This is a genomic window from Wolbachia endosymbiont of Protocalliphora sialia, from assembly GCF_053891855.1.
Window position 1 is genome coordinate 19,327 of sequence record NZ_JAIUJX010000001.1, and the last position, 13,995, is coordinate 33,321.

Here is a 13,995-nt window from a genome sequence, read left to right on the forward strand (position 1 = left end):
GTATGCAATCACGCTTAGGCAAATGTTGGTTTAGGTTATTAATTTTGGTAATCTGTGTTCTGGTTACAGGTTGTAGTAAGAATGATATGCCTTTTCCAAGATGTATATCTGCTGATTATTTTGGTCCTGAACCCATTGCAATTGGTGCTCATTTTTCAAGAGATCATGATGCTTTTGTTCCAGAAGATAGAGAAATTATTGATCCTAATACTGGAGAAATTAATTATGGTTTTCACTCTAATCAAGTGGTGAAGTGGAAAGATACTGGATTTGAAACCAATGGAGATAGTTTAGTAGTACGAGTAAATGGTGCATGGACATCTTGGAGCAATAGTAATAAGAAGAAATCTCAAAGTAGTTATAGTTTGGAAAGTTTGGAGCAGTTAAAATATGCAACCAAATTTGAAAGAGGGGAAGGTGACAACAGTCTGCCTGACTTTCACTTGGTTTGTAATGATTATAAACCTAGCATACAAAAATTTTCAAGTAAGCCTAATGCAAGTTGCACTGTAAATTGCAAGTGCATTAATGAAGATGATAGCGCAAATACAGTATCACGTGGTGCTCCATGTTGGTTTACCAACGGTCATGGTGCTTATCTTTTGTTTAAAACGGGGAAAGGTGATCCTAACGAAAATCTAAAGTTAATGCGCGATCCTCAATATCCTACTGTACATCTAGGTTACAATTCCGTAGCGGAAGATGGAAGTGGGCTTTTTACTTTAGACAGAAATAACACCATATTACAGGACAGAAATTGTAATAAGGTGAGGTTAGAAAAAGGATGGAAAATATATGTAAAGATATTAGATAGATATTATCTAGATAATGCAGGTGGCTACTCTTTTGAATTTTTGAGCGGAGTGCAGAAACCAAGTAACTTTGGATTTTTTGATTACGTTTATAACTATCTAAAATGTGTATTATTGATTAACGAAAATTGTAAAAAGCATTTTGATAGCAATGATCCTGCAGCTGCACAGGCGATGTTCGAAAATATAGCTGAAAAAAGTACGAGCTTTCACAATTTTGTTCTTTCCTTGCTTGTTCTATTTATAGTGATTTCATCGCTTCTTTATCTTTTTGGCATGATACGAGAAACTAAGCATGATATGCTCATCAGAATGATGAAAATCACTCTAGTAATAGTGCTTATATCTCCTGGAAGTTTTAGATTTTTCTATGATCATTTTCTTGTTTTATTTGTTAAAGGTCTTGAACAATTGATAAGCATAATTACTAATTTTGCTCCCAACATGAACACCGGAGGTAATTCAAACGTTGCTCAAGGAAATGAAGCTAAATTGTTTAGCTTCATGGAGGATATGTTTAATAAGTTTTTTGCTTACTCTGTTTGGAGAAAGTTTGCAGCATTTTTACATTATCAAATGTGGGCAAGTCTCCTTATGATACCGGCAATTTTTATAGGGATTGTCTTATATTTCCTGCTGTGTATGTATGCTTACATAATATTCCTTTCTGGTTTTATGGGTATAGCTTTTCTTGTAGCTATAATGCCGCTATTCCTAATCTCTATTTTATTTTCACCACTGAAAAGTCTATTTGAGGGTTGGATAAAATTCTGTATTAGTTTCTGTTTGCAATCAATTATGATATTTACCCTGCTGTCATTACTTGCTGCGATGATAATGAATACCTTTTATAAACAGTTAGGCTTTACTGTGTGCTATAATAAATGGCTTGAAATAAAGTTATGTGCTCCAAAATGGGTATTTGGTGGTTTTTGTATAATTGATAAAGAATACTTTAGCTGGACTCCAGGGCAAATTTTTGTACCTTATGCTATTGGAGAGGCTTCTCCATTGAACGTAGATAAGAATATAGAAGGTATAGAAAAACTAAGCAGAATAGGTGGTACAGTAAAGTTTACTGGTGGCGCTGGATATATCCCTCTTCCACCAGATTACATTAATAAAGGTTTTCGTTATATAGATTATCCTTTCTTTAATCCAATTCCTGGAACTAAAGATAATCCAGCAGACCACTATATTGCGGAAAGTGATATGATAGTTAGTAATGGCTGTAGTGCAAAAGATCTAGTACGCTTAACAAATAGTTTATCTCATGCATCAGAGAGGGCTGACATTATATTACTGATCAACAATATAGAGAAAAGGATAGGTGATGTTAGTGAAATAATAAAACGCTACTGTCAAGATATAAATAAATGCAATAGTTATAGGGAAATAATTAATGAAATAAGATCTTTAGTGCGGAGTGCGGTAGAAAAACAAGGTTGTAGAATACTGAAACTTCATGATTTATATAAGGATCCCAACAGTGAATACTGTCAGAAATGTAAAGATTGTAAAGATTGTAAAGATTGTGAGGATTGTGAGGATTGTGAGGATTGCAAAAATTATCAAGAAAATAGTGATTACCAAAGGGTGCAAGACATACAGAGAGGTTATTTAATCAACGCAGGAGAGATCTTTGTATTGTTCTTGCTTTCGTTTTTGATGTTTTCTTTGAAGGAGTTTGTACAACAGATGGGCTCAAGCATTGCCGGTGGTGGGTTTGGTGTTTACAATATATCTAGTATGTATCAAGCATCACCTCTAACTGGTGTCACAGAGGGATTAAAGCAGCAGTGGCAGAACTTTGCTGGCGGAAAGTTAGAGTCTTTAGGTGATTGGGCTACTCATGTACCGGACAGATTAGCCGGAGGTGTAGCTCATGTACTTGGAAGAACTGGTGAATTTCTTGGTAAAGCAGCTCATTCATGTGGAAAAGGCAGTGAAATTTTAAAGGAAAAGGAATGGAGAATAGCCAGAGGTATAGGAGCAGTTCTTGGTGCAGCTGGAAAGGCATTAGATGTATCTAGCAAACCTATAGGAATAATTTCTAGTGCGGCTGGAAAGACATTAGACATGTCTCGCAAACTTGTTCATTCAGGAATTGAAGCAACAAAATTTGCAACATCGCCTGAAAATGACGTCGATAAGCTTGAGGAAAAAATCTACAGGGCGTTTGGAATTGATAAAGAAGATATTGCACATAGAAGAATTGATAAATATTTAGAATATTATAAAGGATATGTAGGATCACATTTGGGCTATACAATAGAAGATGCTATGAAGTTTACTTGGGAACATGGTCTCGACTCTATAGGAATTAACCCTGCTACAGGAGAAAAGGATGGTTACCAGCATAATCTACTCTATAGAGCAAAAACATATAGACGGGAATTTCTTGAGAAGCTTCATGATTACACTATCGGCCGTAAGAGAGAACCAGAAAAAGACAATCCTGATCAATCAAATAAGGTAGAACGAGAGTTAGGCACGGAACTAGTAAGAGATAACCATGATCAGCCACTAGAAGAAGGCGACCCTCTTCGACTACGAGGGGGAGGTCAGCCAGATAAGGTAGTACGAGAACTAAGCACAGAACAAGAAGACAAGCCTAATCAACTACAGCATGATCAGCCAACAGAAGAAGATAAGCCTGATCAATCAAATGAAGTGACACGAAATTTAGGCACGGAACCAGAAAATTTAAAAAACACTACAGAAGCTATAGAAAGACGTGCCGAAAGAGCTAGAAAAAAAGAAGAAAGAGATCAGAATGATGTTGATGATTTTGGGTCTGTTTTTGAAGGTATGGAAAAGCGTACTGAAAGAGAAGGAAGAAGAAAGCAAAATGAGGTTTACAGTCCTTTATCACTTTTTGAGATGAATACTCCAGAATCGATAGAAAAACGTGCTGAGAGAGCTAGAAAAAAAGAAGAAAGAGATCAGGAAGACAAAAGTTATGATACCTCATCACTTTTTGGAGAAGACAGAGAACGTGAGGGTAGTGAAAGAGCTGATAGCAGAGGTGATAATGACGAGGAATCTTAATTTTAAAGGACTAGGTTATTATGGTCTTCAGCAAGACGAAGATGGTAATATCAAGTTAAACGATTACAATGATGTTTTAAATGCGCGCAGAGCGAGGGTAGATTTGTTACTAGATAGCACTAAGCAAGGTGATGTTAGTCTTTCAAAGCTAAATAAAGCTTTGAGTGAGAAATTTGTAGATAATCATGGTTTATTGTCTGAATTTGATAAGGAAGACAAAGAGATTGCACAAGAAAGACTTAAGATGTTCTCTATTTTAGACGATCTTGATAATCTTGCAAACATTGAAAGTGAAGATCTATTAGAGGTTAGTTTGTTACTATCAGATCTTAGTTTTATAGAGAGAAATATTGTGTTGAATGCCGATCAGAGTTCTGATTTAGTAGGATTTAAAAGTCTATTTATAGAAAAAAAAGCATCTGGTGAGGAATATAGTGATGAAGAGTGTCACAATTTCCTTGATAGTATAGAGAAAATCAATACTTTAATTAAGTTAGAGTTAGAAAGTAGAATTGAAGGGATGGGTCATGATGAAAAAAACAACCATGATGATTTACAAGACGAGATTGGTCGTGCAATCAGTATAGAAAATAAATCAAAGAAAAGCGATTGATCTTGCGTTTCTCCACAAGCAACCTTCTTTCTATTAGACTGCTGAAGCTATGTTGACATTAAATGTGTATTATAAATAATTAGTTAACTTCAAACTTGTTTTATATGTTACGTGTTATTGCGGGTAAATATCGTGGAAGAAAAATAACTACAGGCAAGAATTTATCTGCACGGCCAACTATGAGTATCGTCCGAGAAGCAATATTTAGTATACTTTCTTCAAGAAAACCTATTTATAACCTAAATGTACTTGATTTATTCTGTGGAAGTGGCTCTTTTTCATTTGAAGCACTTTCTCGAGGTGCTAAACATGCATTCATGGTAGATTCAGATTATTACAATTTGCAACTGCCTAAAAAAACAGCAGAAGATTTTGGAATTACGAGCGATATCACGTTAATTTGTTGCAATGCTAACGGATTACCAAGACCTATTTCAAAGTGCGATATAGTTTTTATGGACCCACCTTATAATAGTAATCTAGTTAACTCAACTTTAGACAGGCTAGCTCACTCAGGCTGGTTAAATGATGATGCATTAATAATTCTAGAGATTAGGAAGAACGAAAATTTTGAGTGCAATAAAAACTTCAGTGTAATTTTGGAGCGTACCTACGGTATTGCAAAAATAATTTTTCTTTCTCTATCAACTTAAACTTGTATAGGCTTTTCATTGACGAGTTTCAGTTCTATTTTCATCAAATTTCTGGAGATACTACTTTTACGGTAGTCTCCTAGGTTAAAATTTTTATTAAATTCACCTTTCAACAAATATTCATGTGCTTCTTCAATAAACTGCTCCTCCTCTTCTTCATGTCTTGTTGCATTATCGTTATCTTTACGGCAAACTAAATGTTCTTTGTGATCAGTATGAATATTCTTATTCTCGCAAGGCATTGCAGGATCATGTTCAAACACTATATTTCTTATTAGCCTTTTTTTGGTGGATTGATCTTCAAGTTTACCAACAAGCTGTATTTCCTGTGGAATCACCGTATCGCCTTTTCTGCCAGCAATTAAGACAGGGCATTTTGTATTCTCTACAACTTTTTGTGGATTAAAATCTAATCCACAGCGCCCGAACCAACGATTCAAGAGCATTAATGGAAGCCATTTAACTAAACTATGAGGAGAATCTCTGACTGCATCCTTAAGTGAACTATAAGAATTGCTGTGAATTAGTGTTAAATGAATACCCTGATCTTCAAATCTTTTTAAAACTTCTGCTGCAACTCCTTCTCCAAGAGAATTAGTATCCAAAATTATATCGTTTGGATGCACACCTTTTACAAGTAACATGTTTACCATTGCCATTCCAGCTTGAACCAACTTTTCACCGTTTGTTAGAAAATTATATAGTGCTATAATCTTCTTTTTCTCAAAAAGAAACTCTATAATATCCTCCATATCTTTTTCCAACTTTTGATCACAAGCTTCTACATCTATTTCCTGATCTTCACCTATAAGTTCTTTTTTATAACACTTGATCCACTCAGGACTGACTTCATTTTCCAAAAAGCTTTTAATTCTATGTATAACAAACCTTTTCTTAACAAAATCAAAAAATACCGATAAGCAAAGTATAATAACACATATGGTAGCCAAAATTGGTAGCACTACTGATGCAAAAGCTAACTCTATAAGCACCTTTTTTGATTTTTGATTCTGGTATGCCAAGTATAACGATATAATAGAAGCAGTGGATAATATAGCAGAACATAACCATAATGATAATATTATCCTATTGAATTTTCTTTCTTCATCATTCAATTCTTTTTGAAAGAATTCTGGATTAATAATTCTAGAAAAATAAGGATAGTCAAAATAATGCTTAACTAACTTACTTTCTTGCTCCTTAGGTGCATCTTTACCAAGAGCATTAACCTTGATACACTGAAGTACTCCAAAAAAGTTTATCACGTGTTTTGCAGTTTCTTCTGGCTTGATATTACCAATGGTATGATAAATAACTTTCATTTTTTTGTTAATAAATATTAACTTATTTTAACATAAAGATCAAAAAAACAAGAGAATGTAAATATGAATAACCAGTATGATGGAAAGCTTATAAGAAGTTTCTTATGATTCCTTTTAAGCGAGTTTTGAATTTTTGAAACGTCATGACGTTGTTGATACGCCTGTCAAGAAATGAGAGAGTATCCACAAAATCTTCTGAGTAATCATTGATAAAAAAAAGTATCGTACTTAAGTACACTCCAGCTAATATTGCCCTTTTTGTATAATAATTAAAATCTGTTGATTGATCGTAAATACCGTACCAAATTGTGCTCACAGTTTTGTACAAGAGTTTACTAGAAAAGTATGTATTTTGGGGTAATATGGAGAATGATAAAACATTTTTTAAACACTCTCTGTAATTTGGTAACTTAGCGTAGTTTGAAAGGCGTATTTGAATAGCTAACTTTACCCGCTCTCGCACTTTCATATCTTCTAAATTGGAATTTCTTAGTTCAGCTTCCATTGAGCTATTTAAGTTTTCTGCTATGTACTCCAAAGCACTATATATTCCATTTTGAAATTTACAAAAACTATTGGCTAAGTTAAGGTTCGTGCATACTTTTAATAAGGTTGCATCACTTATTCCTTCAAATGGGATAACCTTAATCAGTTCATCTACTATTAACTTTTGCTCCATACAACATTATACTAAACACTACATGTAATTGTACCTGAGATTTTCAAACATTCTGCAAAATGCTTCACCGCGTTCTTCAAAATTTTTCCACTGATCAAAAGAAGAACATGCAGGAGAAAGTAATATCGCTACTTCTTCTTTGCTATTTATGGCCTCTTCAAAAGCCAGTTTAAATGCGTTTTCTAGATTATAGCACTTCATATAATCTATTTTGTTCTCCATAATGTTTGCAAAAACTTCAGTTGATTCTCCAATAAGAAAAGCTTTTCTAATCTTGGTGAAATGCTTGCTTAATGATTCTATTCCGCCTTTTTTGCTTTTTCCGCCAACAATCCAATATATGTTTTTATAAGATAAAATTGCCTTTTCGGTCGATTCTGCATTGGTTGCTTTGCTATCGTTGATAAAAAGTACATTATGTATTTTGCCAAGGAATTCATTTCTGTGTCTTAGCCCTGGAAAGGATTTGATTTCATTGACAATAGTGTTGCTATCTACTCCAAGTAACTTACACACGGTGTGCGCAGCTACTATATTTTCTACATTGGATACTAGGTTTACTTTCATATCACTCATTGATAAGTTGTGATTCTCTAGTTTTAGCGAGATCTCCTGAATCTCAGCACTCCTTTTGTCATCCAAGTAGCTGACACTGGGATCCAGATAATTTCGATCTATACCAGTAATCTGTTCACTATAATCAAGCAAATTGTTATCTGCCAATGATATTAGATCTCTTGCACTACCCTCTATCATCTGAGTAGTTGGCAATGGTTTTTCTTTTCTGGTCATGCGCTGAAATGACACCAGGGAATATGTTACTGAAATTGGAATTTTGTTCCCAGTGAATTTATTGAATACATCAGCGGTAATTTTGTTATCACATCCTATCACGGCAATCTTGCTACCATTTATCAATTTTAATTTAGTTGCTATGTAGTTATTCATACTTCTATGTCTATCTATGTGGTCTGGTGTGATGTTGAGCAATACAGAAATGTCTACATTAATTTTATTTATTAGCTCCAATTGAAAAGAGGAGAATTCAATTACATAAATTTCTGCGTCTCTTTCTAGATCCAAAATAGGCACACCTAAATTCCCGCCAATAGCTACTTTTTTGCCTGTGGATTTTAATATGTGCCCTATTAATGACGTGGTGGTTGATTTGCCATTTGTTCCAGTGATGCCTACAACCTTCTGGCTTGTAGTTTTAGTTTCAAGAAATAGCTCAATGTCTGATTTTATTTTGCAGTTAAAGTTTCTTGCAAGTTTTACTATCCAATGTGGCTCTGTTGGCACTCCAGGGCTCAAAATTAGTGTGCTTATCTCATGCCAATTATACTCATTGGGATGAGTAAAGTTACACTCTTTATATATCTTTTTTGCATTTGCTATTTGCTCTTTATTATCATCCCATGCATATATTTTTGCACTGCTTTTTGTTAGGGCATTAATGACAGACAAACCAGTTTTACCAAGGCCGAAAACCGCAACACTTTGATTTTTGTATTTGTTTAGTTGCACTTCTAGATAACTTATGCGAACCATTTTATAAAGATATAATACAAATTATAATGACTTCTTCCATAGTTTTTGGCAGCGTTTAACTTTATTGTCACAACCTTAGCCAACAGAAAATTCCTTGACAGATTTTGCCAACTCCCTTACTCTTACAATAAGAGTATTTATTCTTGTTTTTGATCTGCGCAGATTCAATGACAAAATTCAGTAAAAAACTCAGATATTTATTGGCAAATTACATAAAATTATAGCGGCTGCATGTCTTTTTATTTTTTCTACATTCAGCCAAATCGCGCTTGTTAGCACATTATCAATTTACATTATTAAAACTCGCTATACGGGGATTCTTTTGTCTTTTTTAAATTAGTTAATGTCTTAATATTTGTAACTAAAAGAGCAGCGCGTGGCTCACAGCTGTACGAACATTGTGATTTGGGCTAAAAAGAGGGTGTCATGCGAGTAGCCCCTTAGGCGTCATCCCAATGTGTGACACTGGAATTCAGAAATTTTTGAGCACAAAAGAGGCCATCTTATGGTAAGTTTTTGTTGGTAAGAAAGGCTGGATCCCAGTGTCAAGCACTGGGATGACAAGAAGGAGAGTACCCTGATGATATTCCATCATGTCACTCAAGTAGCTGACACTGGAATCTAGAAAAAAAAGAACCAATATCTGGGAACTGTCATCATAAAGGAACCAACTTGAATGATAAAAGGAAGGAATATCGGAGTAGTGTGCTAGACTTTATACCTCTTGCATTCAAACTCACATAAATCATGAATTGTGCACGCTTCACACAAAGGTTTTTGTGCCTTGCAAATGTATCTACCGTGTAAAACTAGCCAATGATGAGCATAAAGTAGGTATTTTTTTGGCACTACATTTAAAAGAGACTGCTCTGTTTTAAGTACATCTTTTTCTTTCACAAGCCCAACTCTATTGCTCATTCTAAAAACGTGAGTATCAACTGCCAATGTTGGAATACCAAGCCCTGAATTTAAGAATACATTAGCGCTCTTTCTCCCAACCCCTGGTAAAGATACCAAATCATCGAAATTAGTAGGCACTTTGCTATTGTACCTCTCAATCAATATTTTACTGAGCCCGATTATATTTTTTGCTTTAGAATTATATAAACCAATACTGCTTATGCATTTTCTCAGCTCACTTTGCCCAAGATTCAACATTTTTTCTGGCGTATCAGCGATACTAAATAGCTCCTTTGTAATTTTATTAACACTTATATCGGTCGTCCGCGCTGACAGAACTATTGCAACTAATAACGTAAAATGATTGGTATAATTTAGCTCTATTTTTGGCGTAGGATTTGATTGCTTGAATTTTTCAAATATCAGTTCTACTTTTTTTGAGTCCATGCATAGAGCTAAAAGCTTATACTATACTGTTTGCTGTGCAAATTCAATTGCTCGAGGATGAGGTAGTCCTTCAGTATTAACATCAGACATATCAGTTTTTACCTCATCAAAATTCCTTTCAGCAAACTCGCTTGCCACTTCTGCAAAACATTTTCTAACAAGAGGCATGATAATTGGCATTAACAGTTTTTGTGGATCATACCGTCCTAACAGATCAGTCTCCTTTTACACTCTATCTCTTGGATCCTCTTCTAGTAAATCTTTTGTGTGCTTGTCAGCATATATTTCACAGCCTTTTGAGAAAATAGGAGCTAATGCTTCAATTAATACTGCCAATAACAATAGTGAACCAAGTACAGCTCCACCAACAGTTAATCCATTAGCAATGAAATTTATTGTAACTAAATAAACAGAAAAAGCAGCTAAAGGATAGTTGATAAGAAGTTTACTGCTTAGCTCGATATAGCTCATCTTACTTATGAATTCATCAGTAGAAATTTCTGAATTGGCATACTTTTTCATATAATGACCTACTAATAAACGAGAGGCGTTATTAATAATGATATTAAGTGCTATGATCCACCATGAAAAATAGCAACCTATAGTAATTGTAGTTAATATAGCTAAAGGCAGAAAACTTATTTTTGGTACTAACATTAGAGCATTTTTGCGCTCTATAAATTTCAATGCTAATGTCTTTTTATCTTCTTCAATTAGGCTTCTCTTTTCTTTTAGAGGAGTAATATAATTGTATGCTTGGCTTTGCTATATATTGATATAACTCTTGCATTAACTTTGCACTTTGTACACTCTTCTGAAAATTATCTAAATTTGGATTTAGCAAAATCCTCTCTATTTGAGCCTGAAATTCATTATAGCTTTTTAGGTCTTTTCCAAACGAACAATCATTTCTTTTTAGTATAGCAATCAACCCATCAAAATCTTTACCTACAGCTTCTTCCTCACTGATTTTTAGCTCGTTAAACAACTTTCTCCTATAGTGAAACTCTCTTGCCGTTAAACGTCCATTACTTTCAGCACCAACACTGACTTTAACACAAGGATTTCCTGACTCCAAAGGTTCAATGTACTTTTTTAGCTCTTGATAAGCTTTATAAATCTGATCAAATCTATTTTTGTCTCCACCTTTGTCAGGATGGTTTACAAGAATTAACTTCTTATGCTGCTTCTTCAAAATTGCGCTAAGCTCTTCATAATTCTTGTCTACAACTTGCTTAGCTTCTATTTCTAATATGTCGAACAGATTAGCATTATCACGAAACTCCTGATTAGTTAACTTAAAATGTTGACTCATTACTATTCCTCACATAAATATATCATATTTAGTGTTTTACGCAAACACAAAAACATTAAACAATAATCAGGAGAAAAAACCCTCTTTTCCATCATATAAATACAATTTATCCATTCTCACCACGTCAAAGCTATTTTCTTCAAGTTTGATTAGCAAGTTATTCACATCAATATTTGTAATAGCTTGCTTTTCATTATTTGCGATAAACCTGCAGGTTATTTGGTCACTTGAAGATTTTGAGCCTCCTGGCCAAATTGCAAGTCCTTTTGAGTATATTGCTATCATTTTCAGATTACTCGATTCAAATAATCTTACTATTTGATCAAAATTGTTGGATTTGTCCCAAGCAAGCGCTATATCACTACCCACTAGCTTTTTAACTTTGTAATCTTGTTCGTAATGGTCTTGTACTTTATTTATTTTACTATCCAAATCACTGCTAATTATAAGCTCAGTTAATGTTGCAGGTTTCTTTCCTAGATTATCTATAACAGCTTGTGCAAATTCTTTTGTCCCAACTTTCTGCTTGCTCTTTTTCTCCTTATATAAATCAGCAGTGTGTATTCCATCTTCTAAGGTTTTTAACCATGCATTGTAAATTAGCTTTGCAGTACTCACTTGACCGATATAGACCAACATATGCACTGCAGCATTTAAAAGACCAGAAGGATTAGCTATGTTTTTTCCTGCAATATCAGGAGCAGAGCCGTGAACCGCTTCAAACATTGCATATTCATTACCTATATTGCTACTTCCTGCAAGCCCTACAGAACCTGAGGTTTGTGCCACTATATCTGATAATATGTCGCCATATAGATTTTCAGTTACTATAACATCGAAATTCTCGGGCTCTGTAGCAACTTTTGCCATTCCAATATCAACTATATAATGTTCTATCTTTATATTTGGGTATTCTTTTGCAATACGATCAAACGCTGCATGAAAAGCGCCGTCAGTCATTTTCATTATGTTGTCTTTAGTCAGGCAAGTTACTTTTTTTCTGTTGTGTTTTTTCGCGTATTCAAAAGCATACCTGCATATCTTCTCTGAGCCAGATCTAGTAATAATTTTAGTGCATTGGTAAGAATCACCAGTGAGCCTATGCTCTATTCCCGTATAAACGTCTTCTTCATTTTCACGTATTACAACAACATCAAATTTATCGAATTTATTTTCTATAACAGGGTGATACGAAATGCATGGTCTAATATTTGCATACAGCCCTAAGTTCTTTCTGAGCGCAACGTTTAAGCTTTTGTGCCCTTTACCTTGAGGGGTTGTTGTTGGAGATTTGAGTAATATCTTTGTCCTTTCGATAGATTCCCAACCACTCGGAGAAATTCCATGAGACCATTCCTTACTATAAACACGCTCTCCTATTTCAATAATATCTATTGAGATCTCTGCTTTCGCTTCACGCAATATCGACAGCACCGCTTCCATAATTTCTGGTCCGATACCGTCACCATACGCAACTGTGATTGGTGTTGACATAACTTTCCTAATTACACATGACTTAATGTTAATTCAAATGATAGAGTGACACAAGTAGCTAATATTACCCAAATTAGTATAGTTACGGTTATTTAATAACGCATCTTTATATTAGATAGTGATACTAGAAATATAAATTAGGCTATGAATATTGAAATAAATCATGTGGGCTTCATGAAGCGTACTGTAGCATCCGTCCTTGATGCGGTCATATATTCACTCGCTTCTTTTTTATTTAAAGAATCAATATATGAGATCTTTATACTTATACTATATATAGTAGTAAAAATACTAATGATAACAAGATTTGGTGGTACTCCAGGAAAATTATTGCTAAAAATATATATAAAAGGTGCAAATACATTTACAAATGTTACTCTAAAACAGGTAATAATAAGAGGCTTTTTTAGAAACTATTCTTGGATTATTTTTCTTCCATTTTGGCTGCTGTCTTATTATTACCTTGAACATTCTCAATTTGACTATATTGCCTTATGTTGTCTCTTGTGTCCTGTTGTAATATTAATTTTACTTTTTGTATTAGCAATATTTGATAAACGCAAACAAACGTTTTATGATAAGATTGCAAAAACAGTAGTAATAGAATATAAACCTAGTTGATGTTTTTCTTTATAGGTAGTACATAGATAAAAAAGTAAACTACTCAACGATGACAAGACGTACTCTAGCATTTATAGTTGATTGTATTTTATTTATCGCAATACCATTTGGTTTAATGGCGGTGGGTTTCTCACTTACACACGCAATACAAGGGATCATGGGTGCAATAATTGTAATCACCACGATTGTATTTTCTTTATTTTTAATGATACCATGTATATTTCATATATTCATGCTAGTAAAATTTGGCGGCACTCCAAGACACTTGTTATTTAGCATGCGTGTAAAAGACAAAGATACATTTGAGTCAATCACTACAATGCAAGCAATGAAAAAGACTATAGCTCTTTTTATAATTTATTGCATATCACTTTGTAATCCCATTTTATTCTTAGCTATACTAATCTTAGTTTTAGTATGTGTAGTAGGTGATGAACATAAACAAGCTTTTCACGACAAAATTGCAAACATGGTAGTGATAGATTATAAACCTAGTTGATGTTTTTCTTTAGTTTACTGCTTGCAAAGTGACTTTTT

Annotated in this window: 10 protein-coding genes and 1 pseudogene; 5 read left to right on the plus strand and 6 right to left on the minus strand. The window is 34.0% G+C overall.

Going from position 1 to position 13,995, the window contains the following annotated elements:
* The first annotated feature begins 2 nt into the window (after nt 1–2).
* From LB100_RS00080 to rsmD, 3 genes are all read left to right on the plus strand, one after another.
* The gene (locus LB100_RS00080; protein ID WP_456200894.1) at nt 3–3,863 is read left to right on the plus strand and encodes a type IV secretion system protein; all 3,861 of its coding nucleotides are present in this window, start codon (nt 3–5) and stop codon (nt 3,861–3,863) included.
* A complete protein-coding gene (locus LB100_RS00085; RefSeq protein WP_456201039.1) occupies nt 3,847–4,476 on the plus strand; it encodes a WD_0853 family protein in 630 nt (209 codons plus the stop codon). The genes LB100_RS00080 and LB100_RS00085 overlap by 17 nt, the downstream gene beginning before the upstream one ends.
* 104 nt (nt 4,477–4,580) lie before the next feature.
* The gene (rsmD, locus tag LB100_RS00090; protein WP_456200895.1) at nt 4,581–5,129 is read left to right on the plus strand and encodes a 16S rRNA (guanine(966)-N(2))-methyltransferase RsmD; all 549 of its coding nucleotides are present in this window, start codon (nt 4,581–4,583) and stop codon (nt 5,127–5,129) included.
* Here the strand turns inward: rsmD and LB100_RS00095 are convergent.
* The 6 genes and pseudogenes from LB100_RS00095 to icd all read right to left on the minus strand — a co-directional run bounded on the left by LB100_RS00095 (nt 5,126) and on the right by icd (nt 12,837).
* Nucleotides 5,126–6,451, minus strand: coding sequence for an alpha/beta hydrolase family protein (locus tag LB100_RS00095; protein WP_456200897.1), 1,326 nt, complete (start codon nt 6,449–6,451; stop codon nt 5,126–5,128). The two genes, rsmD and LB100_RS00095, sit on opposite strands and share 4 nt — an antisense overlap.
* An 88-nt stretch (nt 6,452–6,539) precedes the next feature.
* Nucleotides 6,540–7,130, minus strand: a complete 591-nt coding sequence (locus tag LB100_RS00100) for a COQ9 family protein (RefSeq protein WP_264719595.1) — start codon at nt 7,128–7,130, stop codon at nt 6,540–6,542.
* A gap of 18 nt (nt 7,131–7,148) precedes the next feature.
* On the minus strand, nt 7,149–8,681 hold the full coding sequence (locus LB100_RS00105; RefSeq protein ID WP_264719593.1) for a Mur ligase family protein: 1,533 nt from the start codon (nt 8,679–8,681) through the stop codon (nt 7,149–7,151).
* 708 nt (nt 8,682–9,389) lie between these two features.
* A complete protein-coding gene (gene nth, locus LB100_RS00110) occupies nt 9,390–10,028 on the minus strand; it encodes an endonuclease III (RefSeq protein ID WP_456200900.1) in 639 nt (212 codons plus the stop codon).
* 21 nt (nt 10,029–10,049) lie between these two features.
* Nucleotides 10,050–11,343 (minus strand): annotated as a pseudogene (locus LB100_RS00115) (molecular chaperone DnaJ).
* A gap of 66 nt (nt 11,344–11,409) precedes the next feature.
* On the minus strand, nt 11,410–12,837 hold the full coding sequence (gene icd / locus LB100_RS00120) for an isocitrate dehydrogenase (protein WP_456200901.1): 1,428 nt from the start codon (nt 12,835–12,837) through the stop codon (nt 11,410–11,412).
* A gap of 144 nt (nt 12,838–12,981) precedes the next feature.
* Between icd and LB100_RS00125 the strand changes: the two genes are divergently transcribed.
* Both LB100_RS00125 and LB100_RS00130 read left to right on the plus strand, forming a co-directional pair.
* Nucleotides 12,982–13,458 carry an RDD family protein gene (locus LB100_RS00125; RefSeq protein WP_456200903.1) on the plus strand — a complete coding sequence of 159 codons (477 nt, stop codon included), beginning with the start codon at nt 12,982–12,984 and terminating at the stop codon, nt 13,456–13,458.
* Between the two features lie 49 nt (nt 13,459–13,507).
* Nucleotides 13,508–13,957 carry an RDD family protein gene (locus LB100_RS00130; protein ID WP_456200905.1) on the plus strand — a complete coding sequence of 150 codons (450 nt, stop codon included), beginning with the start codon at nt 13,508–13,510 and terminating at the stop codon, nt 13,955–13,957.
* The last annotated feature ends 38 nt before the right edge of the window (nt 13,958–13,995 follow it).